The organism is Paenibacillus sp. J31R122 (genome assembly GCF_056269185.1).
Map to the genome: position 1 here is coordinate 204775 of NZ_JBWDNM010000010.1, position 16734 is coordinate 221508.

The following is a 16734-nucleotide window of genomic DNA, read 5'->3' on the forward strand; positions in this document are numbered from 1 at the left end:
ATAGAATTTCTTTTTCATATCTAAAATTACACATTTCTGAACGAGGTGAAGCGAAATGTCCACAAGCTTGCCCGAAATCGTATATCATGTGTACTGGATTAAAAAAGATCAATTTCTATTAGAGACGGATACTTATGTAACATGGGTCCTTTTTGCGGTAGAGCAAGGGAGATTCGAATACCAGATAGGAGAGGATTATGGAGTGGCCGAGTTCGGAGACGTGGTCGTATGTCCGCCCCAGGTTGCTTTTTATCGGAACGTTCTGGAGCCCTTAAGCTTCCACTCTATTACGTTCATCTTCCCCGACGGTGACCCGCAGCAGCTTCTGCCCCTTCTGGCGCATCGGAAAATACGGCTGCCGCAAATCCGGCGCTTGTCCGAAAACTACAGTTGCTTAAGGCATGCGGATCAGCAGTTGCCCTTCAGCTCCGATAATCAAAAGCTAAAGCAGCACTATTTGGCGGACTTATGGCTGATGATCGCGCAACAGGCGCTGGAATCCGTCGATGCGGATCCTTTATTGGAAAATGACAGATTCATTCGCGATGTCGCACTCTTCTTCCATCATCACTTGCATGAAGCGATCGAAGTTCGGGATGTCGCGCATCGGTTCGGAATGACGCCTGTGCAGCTAATTCGAAGATTTAAAAACGCTTACAGCGTCAACCCACTGCAATACTTAACGTCGATTCGGGTAAAGCAAGCATGCAGGCTGTTGCTGATTACGGAGTGGACGCTCGATGTCATAGCGGGAAAATGTGGCTACGAGAACGGCTTCTATCTCAGTCGAGTGTTCCGCAAGGCGATGGGCGTAAGCCCATCCGAATTCCGCAAGCAAAACCGGTATTAGCGGCGAACGCGGCAACCAGGGCTTATGCATCGTCTTAACATGGCACTCCTTATTGTAAAATAAAACATTCATGATATATACGGGAATTTAATCGGACTATCCAACAGAAAACTTCTCAATGACGTATCTAGTCATAAAAATTACCCCTAAACTAATTTAGGGGTCAGAAGTTTTTCGCCGTCACTTATGGTACGGTTCTCCGCGCTGTCTGTAACGGCAAGTTTTAAGGCCATTCACAAAAATGGCCTTTTCTTGCTGACAGAATCGCTATTTCCCTTTACGCCCAATGTACATGAGATGCTCCGCAAAACTTAGGAAATCCTCACGCTCACATACTTGCTCGGCTACGTCAAGCCAGGCCGACACGACATTTGGGTCCTGGTTAAGCAGCTCAGCCTCTCGTAAATATAGGAAGCTCTCGCAATTAAGCAGATGCAGCTTTTCCAAGCTGAATAATTGGAAAAAAGGAAGCACATCTTTGGGGCTAATGAAGAAATCCTCAGAGAATCCCTGACCAACATAGCTCACATCGTCTGCGATTGAATTGATCTGGGAACGCATCTCCTCATTCAATATAAACTTTGGATCTCTGATAAGGTAATCCCATACGAAGGAGTATGAAGAAACAAAGGATACAAACAGCGTGCCATTTGGCTTCAACTTCTTCAAACATTCATTAACTGTGATTACCCTGTCTCTTTCATCTTGTAGATGATACATAGGGCCCATGCAAAGGATATGATCATACAATTCATCCTCAAATGCCGATAAATCCCTACAATCGGCACGCAAAGCTTCCAGTGGTAACCCAAGTTCCTCTGCCTTATTAAGAGCAAAGTCTACGTTGTTCTGAGAGAGATCAGCTAAGGTCACTTGGCAGCCCATTTTCGAAAGATAAAGAGAGTATTTTCCCGGTCCCCCTCCGAGGTCCAGTACCTTGTTATGCGGTTTGACATACCGAGTAATAAAGCGTTTGCTAATCTCAAATTCAACTTGGTGTCGGTCAAGGCGATTCCACTCGTAGTTTACAGTTTCATCATAAAATTTTCTTACGATTTCTATTCTGTCCATAGAACCTCTCCTCAGTCTGAATTTAACCATGCATTCACCTAGCAATAAAAAAATCCCACCCCCAAGACTGTTAGTCTCAGGGACGAGATTTGAATTCCTCGTGGTACCACCCAGGTTCACCGATAGGTCACCCAATCAGCCTCTTCAAGTACGGCACTCCTTAGAATGCTTATACTCTAGCTCTGTAACAGGAGCTCCTGTCACAACATCCCCACAAAACATGTGGTTCCAATGTGCGGCTCAGAGGCTTTTTTCAATACTGAACGCTTTGCTCCTTTTCAGCTACTGGAGCTCTCTGTAAAAGAATTCATGTATTTACTGCCCTCATCATCGCCTTTTAATATTGGAAATATTTTACCTAACGAGCAGGTCGATTGTAAAGAACAAAATTACAACTAACTACCGCTTCAAAAGCCGTTTCAGACATATATCATATTTGTGATTCAACATTAGCCCCCTTCTCTAAGGGGGCATTTTCATTTTGGGAGGGATGTTAAATGAGGATTATTACCACACAGCAAGATATTGATCTTTTACGTCATGCTAGAGTACTCCTTTCTACACTTCTAGATCGGGTTGAGGGGTATTTCCACCAGCTAAAAGATGAGTTGAATACCGAAACAGAAAGTGAATTCACTTTGAAGCATCACGGCTACATCGTCATTCTTGAATCGGGAGACAACGTCCGTGACCTCGGAAACATCGGGCTCAACCGCGAAAGTTGCGGACTGCTAGGCAGCTTCCCCGAGTACGTCGAACTGCTCGACGCGAGCGAAGGAGTTAAAGCATTCAAAATTGCGATTCTGTACGATAACGACTACCTTATAACGTTCTTCACCCAGGCCGGAGCGCACGACGAGGAGGTGGAACAATGGCTGACAGAACAGACGGAAAGAAACTGATGGCAAACGAATTGATTCTTCAGAAGCTGAGAGAGGCGTTTGAGCAGAACGAAAATATTACTACCAATCGCATTGGGACGAATGTTTGGATCATGCTCGTAACCGCAAAACCAATTGCCGAAGAAAGCCTGCCGTATGCTGTCCAGGAACATGTTCCAACACATCAAATCAGAGTCGTCTTGCGGACATCCGACTCACAAATAGGACCGAACCCCTACGTTGATGGAACTGACCTTTTTCTAGCCATCGACGAACAACAACAGACAGCGGAGTTTGTTTGGGAAGACGAGACATTAGGAGATGCCCCCTCTCTCATGGAGGAGAAGTCCAAAGTGCACTAACTTGGACGCGGAAGCTAGAGGAGCCTTTCTACACTCAGTACAATGACCCCTTCCTCCCAACAGGGCAGGGAAACATCACAGACCAAGAATAGCGAAAAAAGCGAAAGTACCGCTTTGCCGCTTTGGGCGCAACTGACGCTTTTGTTGCAACTTCCATCTGCCTGGTACAATCCCAGGCTCTTTTTTTTCCACTGTCCCTTAGTCGTTTTTATGACTTTTGGGACAGCCCCAAGTTAACGTCATTAAAACTACAGGATGTCATTTTAAGTCAATGCTCAACGATTTTCACCCACAATCTCAGAAGACTTCAGGATTATTCCCTGTTCGCTATTTGCTCCTGAGCGAGACGGATCATTTCCCTAATCATGGAACCGCCAATTTTGCCACCGACTTGACCTACTGATTCCGTTGTCAGTTGACCATTGTTTCCTGGGAGCAGAGGAACACCAAGCTCCTTCGCCACTTCATATTTTACGTCGTCTGGTTGATTCGGATTCACGGCATATCCTTCACGTTTCATTACATCAGCTTTGAAAACTTGCATCCCCTGTTCGACCCCTGGCACCACATATTTTCTCCTTCTTCTTGCCATCATACAGCACTCCCCTCAATGTTTTTCTCTAACTTGCCCGGAAGCACAAAATTTCATCCCTTCCCGCTTCGGCGCGATTTAATTCAGGACAAGAATGTTGGCTTGATGATCTAGAGAATGTCCCTGAGGAACTTCGGGTCGGCTTCAAGCTACACAAAAATGCCGGGCTGATTCCCGAGGAGATGCAGATTCGCAAAGAAATGGTCACGCTTGGCGATCTACTCAATGTCTGCCAAAACGATACCGAGAGCAAAAAGCTTCAAAGGCAATTACTTCAATGTCATTAGGTGTTGTCATTCTATGTCGAATCATGTAGATTTATATGGAACAAATACAATATTGAGGTGCATGCCTCCGACACATCAACTTTCAGTCTGGTTGTTAAAATATGTAAATTAAAATATATTTTTCTATACAGGAGAGACATCTTATGCAACGCATTCCTTTTAGTAACACTTTGACAATCGGTTTCATGCTGTTCGCCTTGTTCTTCGGAGCGGGAAATCTGGTATTCCCGGCGATGATGGGTCAAAATGCAGGTGATCAGTATTGGCAAGCCAGTCTGGGCTTCCTGATCACGGGCGTCGGCCTGCCCTTGCTTGGAACGTTGGCTCTCGGATTTTCCGGCTCTAAAAATTTGCTCGCATTGACCAGTCGCGTGCATCCTTGGTTTGCCTTCGGCTACACAACATTGCTTTACTTAACGATCGGGCCGCTGTTTGCCATGCCGAGAACCGGCAGCGTTTCGTACGAAATCGGCATTAAGCCCTATATCGGAACGGAGCATGGTCCGTTAGGATTGGTGATCTTCACTGTATTATTTTTCGGGGTGACCTTGCTCCTTTCCATTAACCCGGCAAGAATGGTTGATATTGTAGGAAAAATACTGACACCCCTATTAATCGCCTGCATCGCATTGTTAGCCATAACATCCGTTACTAATCCGCTAGGCGAGCCTCAAGAACCGAAATCCGGTTATGCCTCTCAAGCCTTCTTTAACGGATTCCAAGAGGGGTATTTGACTATGGATGCGCTCGCGGCATTCGTATTCGGCATTATCGTCATAAACGCTATTCGAGCGAAAGGGGTCACCGAACGTAAAAGCATTCTGATCATCTGCTTCCAGGCGGCCTTGATTGCAGCTGCAATGCTCGCTGTTATTTACACATCCCTGACTTATATCGGAGCAATCAGCGTATCCGCCTTCGGTATTCTGGCCAATGGCGGTGAAGTGTTGAACTTGGTGACCAGCCATTATTTCGGCACGTTCGGAGGATTTATACTCGGCATCACTGTGCTGCTTGCCTGTCTGACCACAAGTATAGGCCTGACCACCGCTTGCAGCAGTTATTTTCACAAGATCATTCCAGGCATGTCGTATAAGAGTATCTGCATCGTCTTGAGTGCTGTCAGCGCCTTGCTGGCCAATATCGGTCTAGATCAATTAATCCATTTTTCCGTGCCTGTTCTGACGATATTATACCCTCTGGCGATCGTGCTCATCTTATTGACATTCTTGCATAATTTGTTTAAAGGTAAACGCGCCGTATACAGGGTTAGCCTGCTGCTGACTTTTCTCGTCAGCCTGGTCGACGGCCTTGAAGATACTCCGCTCGCTGTAGAGCAGCTCCACGACTACTTTAACCAGTACTTACCTTTGTATAATATCGGATTGGGCTGGCTGATTCCTGCCTGCGCGGGAGTGCTGATTGGGCTTCTGCTACCGGAGCGACAGAAGGGACGACAATCTCCCAGTCTCTTAGAAGACTGAAGTTGCGAGTACGCCGCTCGACCGCTTTTCGATAACAGCGCCTTAATCGTACCCGCGCTGTCTGTAACAGCAGATATAGGCCATTCTGTAAAGGATGGCCGGTCTGTCAAATATTTGGTATGAACTCAGCTCTATTCATAATTTTCAGTGCAGATAGGGTAACCTGATAACCTTTAGTACATCAGAATTTCCTCGTCTAAAGATTTCATCAACTATGTGACCTATTTTCGCCCTACTTATGATACGGTATAGATACATCAAGTGTTGTCACTCCCTTCCATACACTATGGACACAGGCAGGGACCTCTTGAATTCTAGTTTTACATAGCTAAATTCCTGTTATTCAACCTGTTTACGTACATGGAAAGTGACCTTTGTCCCTGTACCTAACGTACTTTCGATATGAAGTCCTGTTCCAAAGTGCCGTTTTAATCGCTGATCCGTATTGATCAATCCGACACCTGACCTGCTATCCGCTTTTCTTTCTAGTATTCTTTGTAATTGAACTTTGTCCATTCCAATCCCATCGTCTTCAACTGTTATCTCTGCATGCGTTTCATGGACAGAAATCCGAATAAGAATCTTCCCGCCACGATTGCGCTTCATTATGCCATGTCTTATCGCATTTTCAACGAGAGGCTGGATCGTAAGAAATGGGACTTTTATATCCTCGCAGTCATCTATCTCCCAAATCACCTGTAGCCTTTCTTCAAACCGAACCTTCTCAATGTATAGATAAGAGCGCACTAGACTTAGCTCCTCTTCAATGGGAACAAATCCATCCGGATTTTGGAATTTAAATTTATTCCTCAAAAAATTGCTGAGCTCATGGAGTAAATTACCCATCTTATCCAAATTAATGTCACTTAAAGCTATTACAGAATTTAATGCATTAAATAAAAAATGAGGCTGAATTTGCGCTTGGAGCCATGCAGCTTCTAATAGCAATTGTTCACGAACGACTTGTTTGATTGTTGTTAGTGCCTCGATCCGCGATTTTATTTCTATGGCTTCCACCGGCTTCGTCACATAATCGTTTGCTCCCGCCAAAAAACCACTCTGAATATCCTTCGGTTGACTTCTTGCGGTAAGGAGCAGAACAGGGAGATCGGTGAGTGTAAATCGCTCACGAATCATTCGTGTCAGCTCATAACCGGACATCTGTGGCATCATAATATCAGAGATGACCAGATCCCATTCCTTAGTGTCCAGTACAGCCAATGCCTCTTTACCGCTCGTTACCATCGTTAAATCATATTCGTCTGGTGGTAATATGGCTTCAAGTACTTGAAGGTTGACAGGATCATCATCAACAACTAATAGAATCGGACGTTCACGATTCATTTCTATTAAAGTTGTTTGATTCGTAGCTGGCGGAATTTTCACTTTTTCCATATAGACTGAGGAGGCTATTTCTTGAATCGGCATGGATGGTAATGGTAATGGTTCAAATGAGTTCGTCACATCATTCTCTTCCTCCGCTTCCAAGCCTGCTAGCTTTAATGAAAATGTGAATTTTGAGCCCTCTCCTAATATAGAGGACACAACTAACGTACCTCCATGAAGCTCAGCCAGCTGCTTGCTTATACTCAAACCTAACCCAAAGCCACCTTCAATCATGGTCTCACTCGTGCTGGCTTGCTCGTATGGACGGAATAGGCGCTTAAGCATGTTCTCATCCATTCCGATCCCGGTATCAGCAATAACGATATAGGCTCGTCCATCCTTTACAAAAGCTTGAATCGAAATGACCCCATCATTCGTATATTTCACAGCATTATGAAGTAAATTGAAAACAATTTGAATAACCCGGTTCTCATCCGCATTTACTGGAGGAAAAACTTCAGGAATTTGATTAGCAATTTTTACAGACTTAACATCTGCGTTTAATTGCAGCATATCAAGTACTCCGGTCACAATCGGCTGAATAAATATGACTCTTTTTTGTAAACGCGGACTGCCTTCCCGTAAGCTCATCACATCAATTAAATCGTTTAATAGCAATGTCATTCGTCGTCCTACAGATAAAACATTTTCAATCTCCTTAATACTTCTTTCCTGCAACAAATGCCCTTCCCGTTTTAAAACGGATTGTGACAGGTTAAGAATGCTATGAAGCGGATTTTTAAATTCATGTGAAGTGTTTGCCAGAAACTGATCTTTATGGTCATTCATTCTTTGCAATGTTGCCGCAAGCTCTTTCGTGCTCGCATGCATGATAAAATAATCTTTAAACCATACAGAGGCTAAACAAGCCATCGCAATAATCAGATCAAACGGATAATAGACAAGACTCAAACCGCTTTCCCGCCATAACAACAACCAAAGAAAATGATGAATCAACGCAAGAAAAGAAAAAAGTAGTAATAGATTGCTCTTTATATCCTTGGTTACTTTTTTAAAGATCGCAATCAACGTGATCACTGCGGCAATACCAACCAATAGAATATAAACCGGGAAGAGCATAACTACCTGATAGGGGTCTAAAAACAACGTGATGCCGACAGTCCCTAAATTCATTACAGTATATACAGGATAAATTCTCCTCCAATAAGGGAGTTCGTGATGATTCGTACACTTGAGCAAAGCATAGGCTCCAATAACGAGAGCAACATTAGATAGCCGAAAATCCCAATCAATGCCGATGTAAAATAATTGATGGAATAGCTTCTCATCATTACTTAATACATTAGTAAGTGTTATGCTTAATGTCAGCAAAGAAAAATAAAGCAGCTTCTTTTCCTTATTTCCTAGTAAAAACAAAATAAGTGCATAGACAGAATGCATAAAAAATATAATGGCTGCCAGAAGCTGCATAGAAACGGAGGCTTTCATTTCCTTTGCAATTGCTTCTTCTGAACCAAATTTAACGGATCGAACAATACCGCTGCTTCGACTATCCACATAATTTGCCGCCTGAATCACTAGTTCGATTACGCCGTTTTCATCTGCCGTAAAGGTGGTAGAATAAGGCAGGTTCTTCGCAATATATTCATCCTCTGTTTTAGCCACCCGTCCGGATTTAGCAAACAATCGGCCATTTACATATAATTCTGACGAAGTGCGCACGCTGGGTACACGAATACTATAATTAAAGTCCTTTTCTGGATCTACATAAAGACGCAAACGATAAGATGCAAATCCGTAAGGAGTTGACTTTTCGGCATGCAAAGTTTCATTCCATCTTCCCGGAACCTGAATAAGCCCTGGCTTACTCTGGCCTAATACTTGTTGCCTGCTACCATCTATCAACCACTGGGAGGGATAAAACTCCCATTCCCCATCAAGTAAGAGAACGTCGCCATCTTCTGCTTTCCAATCGCGTAAATCGAGTTGCCCATTTTTAATCGACACCTGTTTTTGGTTATGAAACAATTCCATCCACAAAATGCGCGAACCGGATAAGATGACTAATAACAACCCTAGTAATAATATTATATGGCTCTTTTTCATTTGGAATTTTGGTGAATGATTTGCCAAGAAGTATCCCTCTCCCACTCATCTTCTTCTAAGATATTCTAATAGGCCCTACCTATAATTTACCAGATTGAGCATAACAGAGAAACGGACGATCGAGATGTTGCTATGTCTATTATACAGTTATACTTACTTGGAAGACTTTAGTTATTCAAATCGGTAATAAAAAAAATAAACATGTCAGGGACTGGAGAATACAGCTATTATTCCTAATGACGGGGGCGTCATATCTTTCTAGCTTTTAGAACTGCTTCAACGTCCATGTACGCTTAGTAAATGCAACGACGGTGAAGTTTCTCACGTTATACTTTGCCTAGCTAGCAATAGAGCCAGCCCTATGTGGGCTGGCTCTATTGGGGTTCAATTTAAGGGGCATTCATAATAAAAGGTTATTTAATTAACAATCCCGCATCCGTTGTCGGATTTTTCGGCTTACGGCGGAAGATACGATCGAGTCCTTTATGCAGAAGCGGAAGGACGAAACGGTCTAGTCCGAAGCGGCCTGCATTAGCACCGGCTAAGATGACAATCATTCCAAGAAGCAGAAGCCAAGGGTTCGTGCTTACAGTACCAGCGAACATAAACATGAAGTTCATTAAGACTCCGAAGAAAGCGGCAGTGACAGTCAATGTACCAAGGATGAGTCCAAGTCCTACAAGAAATTCTCCCCAAGGAATGGCGAAGTTGATGATCTTAATGTTCGGCAGTGCAAAGTTTTCTAGAAAAGCAGTGTAGGTTGGGTAAACCGCCTCGCCTGTAGCTTTATCCATTATCGGGTTGTTAACAGCTGCAGTGAGGAAGCCCGTTGCGTCGAAAGCCTTTGCTCCCGTAAGCTTATGCCATCCAGCGGTTAACCATGCATACCCAGCTACAATACGGACGATAGTGACTAATATACCAGCGATTTTATTTTCTCTCCAAAATTTTAACATGATACTCACTCCTAATCTTCATTTTTAGTTTTGAATACTTTGGATGATAAAACATTGACTGTTGTTAGATTAGCTGCAGCCTCGCCGACATTTGAGATCGTAATATATTCATCGGGATCACCGTCCTCGTTTAGTTTCTGGCTGCTGATAAACTTGTTGTATTTGATGTCTTTATTATAAAACGTAAAACGAACGGACATTGTGATTATAATCACAAAGTTCGCGCTAGAAGGTGAACACTTTGTGAATATATTCACAATACTTCATGAAAGTGAGTGTTGACCTCGTGTTGGTTCGGAGTATAAAAAATACATCACTCAAGATGTATAACTCTTGTGGTGATGTATCCAAATCTTATATGCTGTTGCCCTATTCGGCTCTTACTCTTCCCTAATTGTCACTGGATTCCTGCTGTCAGAACTCCAATCGGTCCAGCAATCGGAACTAATTAAGAAATTTTCCTTACGGCAAACCATAGTTCAACGTAGCTAAGTTCGCCTGTACCGCCGTAGATTTCAAAATCCATTCCATCGACCTGCTCATATCCCGCCGTTGGCAGCCATTCTGAGAAAAATCGCCGGTATAACGTCTCGATGGTATCATCAAATTTATCCCATGTGAATAGGTCTGAGGAGAATATTGCCCAAGTATGAGCGGGAATCGTTATAGTAGAATATCCGTTTGTTTTACTCGATTCACTCTTAAATGCACACAGCATATACGGAAAGGTTTCCTCTCCGGTTTTTCTATAGCTGCAAACCGCATGTACTTTAAATAAATCCTGGCTCATAAAAGAAGGCAAGTCGCCCGCATTGGCAGCAAGTCTCTCAACTTCGCCGTTGGCGTGGCATTGCTGCCACAATTGTGCCGGCGTATGCGGTGGTGCTTCACCGTCTCCGTTTATGTGAAACACTCTTTCGATGCCGAATACTTGGAAAGCTTCCTTTGTTTCGATGCGGTAATTCATCGCTTCCACTCCTTTAATTGCGATAAGGAAGGAAAGACGAGGATAAGCTTTGAGTGCGGTCCCATCTTGTCGGGCCATAGCCGGAGTGACGCCATGCAGCAATTGAAAAGCTCTCGCGAAAGAAACAGGCGATTCGTAGCCGTATTTAAGGGCAATATCGATAACTTTTGTAGCATCGTTATTTTGCAATTCAAGTGCGGCAAGTGTAAGCCGTCTACGCCGAATATACTCCGCAAGCGACACATTCGTAATGAATGAAAACATTCTTTGGAACTGGTAAGACGAACAGCAAGCCTTACGGGAAGCTTCAGCTAGTTCGATCTCTCCAGATAAATTCATTTCGATATAATCCATTGCCCGATTCATCCTCGCAAGCCAATCCATCTGATTCCCTCCTCTCAATCGAAGTATAAAGCAGCTGCAGCGTTGTATCGCAACTATTTGTGCACAATTAAGTTGCCTCTAATCCGCGACAGGTTTAGAATCAAATTTTTCACTAATTGATCCATAGCTTGTCCTCGTGGATTTCCTGATTTTATAAATATTATATTTGAACCATCTCGTTGCCACCATCTTTGACGCTTTATTTGTCTAAAAGAACTGTAAAAATTGCGCAATCCGTGTACGCGAAAGATACGGCTTGTATGGCATAACCTGCGACCGCTACTCATACACCTATAGTAAACAACCAAGAATCAGCATACCTCCATTTGACAGTTGCACAAAAAAGTCAGGAAACCCCTTTAAGGAGGCTGTTGCAAAATGAAAGTACTTAACGTTATCAGTCTTATTCTTATCATCATCGGAGGCTTAAACTGGCTATCAGTGGGATTGTTCAAGTACGACGTCGTCAATGAAATTTTCGGGGGAACGGAAGAAGTTGGATCACGAATCATATATATCGTCGTCGGTGTTGCCGCCCTTTACGCTCTCTCCCTTTTCACGAAGGTAGCAAGCAAAAACTAAAGAAAAACGACAGTAGCCGCAGGACACGTCTGGGTTTGCCGGACGTGTCCTGTGGTTTTTGTTGCGTCGTGTTCGATTCTTAATGCTTGATTATGGCAAAATCCCTGAAATAAAATAACCTCCTTCGTTTTGTAAAACGTAAGGAGGTTATTGTCTTATATTACCGATCTTCTACAATTTCTTGTGCTTCGTGCAATTGCTGTTTTGACAGCTCTAACTGCTCTTTACTTTGCTGGACGGCGACCATTTGCTCTTGATGTTGCTCTGCATTAGATAGCGCATTTTCTGCATGAGAAATTGAATCGTAAGCTTGATCAACCGTTTGCTCCTCTGGGTGTGACATCGCTTGCTTCACCGCGTGATTTGCCTTTTGGACAGAGTAGCTTAACAAAGTACTTGGATGATCCTGCTTCCAACTTGTATCTGTATGCTTAGCCAAGTGTGTTTCTTACCTCCCTCTCGATTAGATAATGTTGACTACACCATAGTTTCTTAAAATATCCAGAAAAGTATGCATGGAGGCTCGAAATTTTTCGCCCAATTGTGTAAAGTATTATTGACTTAATGTATAGTATAAGTTACATTATGTTCATAATACTTTACTTGATGTATAAATTACCATACAGGGGGAGAAAAATATGTCCTTTCAAGAAAAAAAGAATATCGTATCTTTAATTGGCACCGTACTGATTTTTACTTTCTATTGTTTGTATGTGCTTCAAAGGTATGAAGAAGCGAGTCTGGACCAGACAGATACCTTCAGCTTTTGGGGGAGCGTCATCTTAATTTTAATCCCGGTGTCGATTGTAGCAAAAATCATCATTCATATTGTTTTCAGTATCATCAATACCATAGCAACTAATGAAAAAGATCCTGCATTTTCTGATGAACTAGACAAGTTAATTGAATTGAAAGCCACAAGGAATTCTCATTATGTATTTATTTTTGGCTTTGTTCTAGCGATGGGAGCCCTGGTTATTGATATGCAGCCCTCCGTGATGTTCATTATACTTTTCGTCTCAGGATTTGTGTCGGAGTTGGCTGGTAATGTCACACAGCTCTATCTTTATCGGAAAGGAGTTTAAAATGGGCAAATCTCTTATTAACAACAATATTCGAAACTTACGTTTTAACCATAATGAAATGACCCAACAACAATTAGCTGAAAAAGTGGGGGTGACAAGGCAAACAATCGTTGCTATTGAAAAAGAAAAATACTCCCCTTCTCTGGAATTGGCTTTTCGTATTGCTATCGTCTTCAACTTACCATTGGAAGAGGTATTCTCTTATGGGGATAATCAAAAAGAGTGAATAGCAACACATCTAAATTAAGGAGGATCCTATAATGAGAGCAATTGCCGCAATAAAATACGGATCTCCGGAGGTTCTTCAGCTCAAAGAGTTCGAGAAACCTAAGCCCAAAGACAATGAAATATTGGTAAAAGTGTATGCGACAACCGTAAACGTCGGGGACTGTAGAATGCGAAGTTTTACAGTCCCGCCCATGTTTTGGCTCCCTGGTCGAATCGCTTTAGGTTTCAGAAAACCACGAAATCCGATATTCGGAATGGAACTAGCCGGTGAAGTTGAAGCAGTCGGCAAAGATGTAAAAAGGTTCAAGGCAGGGGACCAGGTTTTTGCATCGACCTTCGGGCAGAATTTTGGCGCTCACGCCGAGTATAAATGTCTGCCCGAAGACGGGGCAGTAGTAATAAAACCGAACAATATGACCTATGAGGAAGCTGCCACTCTTTCTATTGGAGCAAATACCGCCCTGTTTTTCCTCAAAAAGGGCAACACCCAGCCCGGACAAAAAGTGCTCATCATTGGCGCTTCTGGATCGGTAGGTACTTTTGCGATACAGCTTGCCAAGTACTTTGGGGCGGAAGTGACCGGGGTATGCAGTGCTACGAATTTTGATATGGTGAAATCTCTGGGAGCTGATAAGTTGATAGACTACACCAAAGTGGATTTTAACAATACTGGACAGATCTACGATATTATTTTTGACGCGGTAGGCAAAACTACGTTATCACAATGTAAAAGCTCGCTGAAGAAAAAAGGATATTATCTTCATACGGGCTTGGTGGGGTCAGAAATTAAAAGTCTGTGGTATTCGATGACAACAGACAAGAAAGTCATCGGTGGAACAGCAGTCCCACGCACAGAAGAACTAGTTTTCCTCAAAGAGCTTATTGAGACGGGTCGGTTGAAATCTGTTATTGATCGTTGCTATCCGCTGAATCAGATGGTCGAAGCACACCGGTATGTCGATCAAGGCCATAAAAAGGGAAATGTAGTCATTACTTTGGTGTAATAAGGATTACCGGGTACGCACCACGTTTATAGGCTTACCTTCCATAAATTGAACCAGATTATTTACTGCCGTATCCATCAAGCGCCCTCTGGCTTCTTTGGTTGCCCAGGCTATATGCGGTGTAATGATGCAATGCTTGGCTTTAAGCAGAGGATTATCCTCAGAAGGCGGCTCTGAAGACAACACATCTAAAGCTGCCCCGGCTATCCAATCATTATTGAGCGCATAAGCTAAATGCTCTTCATTCACAAGTTTTCCACGCGCTGTATTAATGAGAAAAGCGGTTCGCTTCATTTTAGACAAGGTATCTTTATTGATAAACCCTTCATTATCTGTCGTAAGCGGACAGTGGAGGCTGATCACATCAGAGTATTGAAGCAGTTCATCCATCTCCACCCATTTCAAATTGGGAATGTCGGTTTTATGATGACCAGAACGACTCAAGGCCAATACATTCATACCGAGTGCACTCGCAATGCGTGCCGCTTGCAGGCCAATTCGTCCTGCTCCAACCACACCAAATGTTTTGCCCGACAGCTCTATTAAAGGATTGTTCCAATAACACCAATCTTTATTATTTGACCAATCACCCTGACGAACGGATTGCTCGTGATGACCAATGTGGTGACAAAGCTCCATCATTAACGCGATTGTAAACTGTGCTACAGAATCTGTACCATAGGCTGGAATGTTCGTAACGATAATTCCTTTCTCAGCCGCTGATTTTGTGTCAACCACATCATGTCCTGTAGCAAGTACACCAATATAATTCAAATCTGGCAGTTGGTTAAGTGTTTCTGCATTCAAGGGTGTTTTGTTAGTCATTAAAACCTGCGCGCCTTGAGCTCGCTCTAAGATTTTATCTTTTGGTGTCCGCTCATAAACGGTTAGTTCACCTAACTTCTTCAACTGTTCCCAGCTGAGATCTCCAGGATTTAATGTATATCCATCCAATACGACAATCTTCAACCCATCTCCACCTTTCATTTGCTTCAGTATACGATAGCACATCATATTTAATCATCTCTGCGATGATCTTATTAGCTTTGGCCTGGGGATTTATCAAGACTGCCAGTCACCTTTGTTAGCATAACCAAACAATTCTACGAATAGGCTTGCCATGTATTCAATTCCTCCTAATCTGCTAAAGGCTGCTTTACCCACTCCTGTTCAAAAACACTGCTCCACATTTTCATTCTCCTTCCTTCTTTCATCTGGATAATGTTCAAAGCATTTTTTAATACATAAAATTATCCGATAACGTCTAAACTAATTGTTAGTGCTCCAATGAGCGCTTCAATTACCAGGAGGCGATAAACGAATGGCAAAACCGGATAATCGGGCAGATAATGTAGAGCATTTACAGCAAAGCATCCAAAATACAAAGGAAAACCTGAACGAAGCAGAAGATTATTTAAATGAATTTTCATCCGAAATCAGCAGCACGGAACGTAACCAAATTGAAGAAAAAAATGTACGCCGCAAAGAAAGTATACAAGGTTTTCAAGAGGAAATTAAAGACGAATCAGCTTTTTCCAAAGAGTAGATAAATAACAGCGATTCAGTCCCAGTAATTGGGACTGAATTGCTTTCTGGCTATTTATCGCGGCGCTGATTCCAATCCTCCATCAGTAGTTCATTGTTTATGCCCATACCAGCCAAAGCGCCTAAAGAAGCGGCTGTAATGGCTTGATACTGTTCCGTTGCTGCATCTCCTGCACAATAAACACCCGGAACACTCGTTTTACCATAATTATCAACGATGACCGTTCCGGCTTCCGTAATCTCACAACCTAATGCTCGAGGAAGGTCTGATCCGGTCACAAGCTTCGGTCCAAAGAAGATCCCCGTACATGGAATTGTTGTACCGTCCTCCAGTTCAACATGCCGTACCATTCCATCGGTTGATTCGATAGAGCGGATCGGCGAGTCAAATACAGGAACGTTATGTTGATGAAGCTCTTCTCTTTCAATACGCGTCATTTCATCAGGTCCATCGGTACAGATTGTAAAATGTTTCGTCCATCCGGATATCATCTTGGCCAAATGCATCGCCTTTGCTCCCTTGGCAATTAAGACAATCGGCTGGTCTCGCAATTCCCAGCCATCGCAATAAGGGCATACAAAGGCGCTTTTACCATACGCATCCGCCAAACCGTTAATATCAAGCGGAAGGTCTTTCTTTCCTACTGCAAAGAGCACCTTCTTGCTCCAATAGATCGTACCTTGAGCGGTCGTTATTTGAAAATGGCCATCGGTTCCTGCAATCGATACAACTGTATCCGAGGCAAAATCGACGGATGGATAAGCGTGAATCTGTTCCTTCGCGATTCGCCGAAACTCGCTTGGACTGATACCATCCCTCGTAAGAAAACCGTGCGTCTCGCGAGTAACCCCGTTACGTGGACGACCTTCATCAATAACGATCACGCTTTTTCTTGCCCTGCCTAACATAAGAGCACCATTTAGACCAGACGGTCCTCCGCCTATAATAATACAATCGTGAGTCATCTTCATTCTCCCTTTCGCAATTCAATTATCTTATCAT

General features: G+C 43.1%; 19 protein-coding genes and 1 other annotated feature. Of the genes, 10 read left to right on the plus strand and 9 right to left on the minus strand.

The window, feature by feature from the left end; translation table 11 throughout:
• Positions 1-55 precede the first annotated feature (55 nt).
• Positions 56-850: a helix-turn-helix domain-containing protein gene (locus AC0YN7_RS17880; RefSeq protein WP_475811360.1), complete on the plus strand. Its 795-nt coding sequence runs from the start codon at positions 56-58 to the stop codon at positions 848-850.
• Between the two features lie 267 nt (positions 851-1117).
• Here AC0YN7_RS17880 and AC0YN7_RS17885 read toward each other — a convergent pair whose 3' ends face one another.
• Positions 1118-1921: a methyltransferase domain-containing protein gene (locus AC0YN7_RS17885; RefSeq protein ID WP_475811361.1), complete on the minus strand. Its 804-nt coding sequence runs from the start codon at positions 1919-1921 to the stop codon at positions 1118-1120.
• A 75-nt stretch (positions 1922-1996) separates the two neighbouring features.
• Positions 1997-2261 (minus strand) — a binding site (T-box leader).
• A 157-nt stretch (positions 2262-2418) separates the two neighbouring features.
• Between AC0YN7_RS17885 and AC0YN7_RS17890 the strand changes: the two genes are divergently transcribed.
• Together AC0YN7_RS17890 and AC0YN7_RS17895 are read left to right on the plus strand one after the other, a co-directional pair.
• Entirely contained in the window at positions 2419-2823 is a 405-nt protein-coding gene (locus AC0YN7_RS17890; protein WP_475811362.1) for a hypothetical protein, read from the plus strand.
• Positions 2793-3164 (plus strand): hypothetical protein, encoded by a 372-nt coding sequence (locus AC0YN7_RS17895; protein WP_475811363.1) that lies wholly within the window; start codon positions 2793-2795, stop codon positions 3162-3164. The genes AC0YN7_RS17890 and AC0YN7_RS17895 overlap by 31 nt, the downstream gene beginning before the upstream one ends.
• 313 nt (positions 3165-3477) lie before the next feature.
• Here AC0YN7_RS17895 and AC0YN7_RS17900 read toward each other — a convergent pair whose 3' ends face one another.
• Complete coding sequence (locus tag AC0YN7_RS17900) at positions 3478-3756, minus strand: alpha/beta-type small acid-soluble spore protein (protein ID WP_475811447.1); 279 nt, start codon at positions 3754-3756, stop codon at positions 3478-3480.
• 50 nt (positions 3757-3806) lie between these two features.
• Here AC0YN7_RS17900 and AC0YN7_RS17905 point away from each other — a divergent pair, with 50 nt between their 5' ends.
• Together AC0YN7_RS17905 and brnQ are read left to right on the plus strand one after the other, a co-directional pair.
• Complete coding sequence (locus AC0YN7_RS17905; RefSeq protein ID WP_475811448.1) at positions 3807-4043, plus strand: DnaJ family domain-containing protein; 237 nt, start codon at positions 3807-3809, stop codon at positions 4041-4043.
• Positions 4044-4186: 143 nt separating this feature from the next.
• The gene (gene brnQ, locus AC0YN7_RS17910; RefSeq protein WP_475811364.1) at positions 4187-5527 is read left to right on the plus strand and encodes a branched-chain amino acid transport system II carrier protein; all 1341 of its coding nucleotides are present in this window, start codon (positions 4187-4189) and stop codon (positions 5525-5527) included.
• 339 nt (positions 5528-5866) lie between these two features.
• Here brnQ and AC0YN7_RS17915 read toward each other — a convergent pair whose 3' ends face one another.
• The 4 genes from AC0YN7_RS17915 to AC0YN7_RS17930 all read right to left on the minus strand — a co-directional run bounded on the left by AC0YN7_RS17915 (position 5867) and on the right by AC0YN7_RS17930 (position 11287).
• Positions 5867-8980, minus strand: a complete 3114-nt coding sequence (locus tag AC0YN7_RS17915; protein ID WP_475811449.1) for a hybrid sensor histidine kinase/response regulator — start codon at positions 8978-8980, stop codon at positions 5867-5869.
• Between the two features lie 413 nt (positions 8981-9393).
• Complete coding sequence (locus AC0YN7_RS17920) at positions 9394-9936, minus strand: DoxX family protein (protein ID WP_475811365.1); 543 nt, start codon at positions 9934-9936, stop codon at positions 9394-9396.
• Between the two features lie 11 nt (positions 9937-9947).
• Positions 9948-10136: a hypothetical protein gene (locus AC0YN7_RS17925; RefSeq protein ID WP_475811366.1), complete on the minus strand. Its 189-nt coding sequence runs from the start codon at positions 10134-10136 to the stop codon at positions 9948-9950.
• Between the two features lie 248 nt (positions 10137-10384).
• On the minus strand, positions 10385-11287 hold the full coding sequence (locus AC0YN7_RS17930) for an AraC family transcriptional regulator (RefSeq protein WP_475811367.1): 903 nt from the start codon (positions 11285-11287) through the stop codon (positions 10385-10387).
• Positions 11288-11665: 378 nt separating this feature from the next.
• Between AC0YN7_RS17930 and AC0YN7_RS17935 the strand changes: the two genes are divergently transcribed.
• Positions 11666-11869 (plus strand): DUF378 domain-containing protein, encoded by a 204-nt coding sequence (locus AC0YN7_RS17935; RefSeq protein WP_475811368.1) that lies wholly within the window; start codon positions 11666-11668, stop codon positions 11867-11869.
• Between the two features lie 160 nt (positions 11870-12029).
• Here the strand turns inward: AC0YN7_RS17935 and AC0YN7_RS17940 are convergent, their stop codons facing one another.
• A complete protein-coding gene (locus tag AC0YN7_RS17940) occupies positions 12030-12308 on the minus strand; it encodes a DUF2564 family protein (protein WP_475811369.1) in 279 nt (92 codons plus the stop codon).
• Between the two features lie 199 nt (positions 12309-12507).
• Between AC0YN7_RS17940 and AC0YN7_RS17945 the strand changes: the two genes are divergently transcribed.
• From AC0YN7_RS17945 to AC0YN7_RS17955, 3 genes are read left to right on the plus strand one after another with little or no spacing between them, the layout of a single operon-like run.
• Complete coding sequence (locus AC0YN7_RS17945; RefSeq protein WP_475811370.1) at positions 12508-12954, plus strand: hypothetical protein; 447 nt, start codon at positions 12508-12510, stop codon at positions 12952-12954.
• 1 nt (position 12955) lies between these two features.
• Positions 12956-13180 carry a helix-turn-helix transcriptional regulator gene (locus AC0YN7_RS17950; RefSeq protein ID WP_475811371.1) on the plus strand — a complete coding sequence of 75 codons (225 nt, stop codon included), beginning with the start codon at positions 12956-12958 and terminating at the stop codon, positions 13178-13180.
• A gap of 34 nt (positions 13181-13214) precedes the next feature.
• Positions 13215-14186, plus strand: coding sequence for an NAD(P)-dependent alcohol dehydrogenase (locus AC0YN7_RS17955; RefSeq protein ID WP_475811372.1), 972 nt, complete (start codon positions 13215-13217; stop codon positions 14184-14186).
• A gap of 6 nt (positions 14187-14192) precedes the next feature.
• On the opposite strand, the gene AC0YN7_RS17960 is transcribed toward AC0YN7_RS17955, so the two are convergent.
• Positions 14193-15155 carry a D-2-hydroxyacid dehydrogenase gene (locus tag AC0YN7_RS17960; RefSeq protein WP_475811373.1) on the minus strand — a complete coding sequence of 321 codons (963 nt, stop codon included), beginning with the start codon at positions 15153-15155 and terminating at the stop codon, positions 14193-14195.
• 352 nt (positions 15156-15507) lie between these two features.
• Between AC0YN7_RS17960 and tlp the strand changes: the two genes are divergently transcribed.
• Entirely contained in the window at positions 15508-15732 is a 225-nt protein-coding gene (gene tlp, locus AC0YN7_RS17965) for a small acid-soluble spore protein Tlp (protein WP_475811374.1), read from the plus strand.
• A gap of 50 nt (positions 15733-15782) precedes the next feature.
• On the opposite strand, the gene AC0YN7_RS17970 is transcribed toward tlp, so the two are convergent.
• On the minus strand, positions 15783-16697 hold the full coding sequence (locus AC0YN7_RS17970) for an NAD(P)/FAD-dependent oxidoreductase (RefSeq protein WP_475811375.1): 915 nt from the start codon (positions 16695-16697) through the stop codon (positions 15783-15785).
• Positions 16698-16734 lie beyond the last annotated feature (37 nt).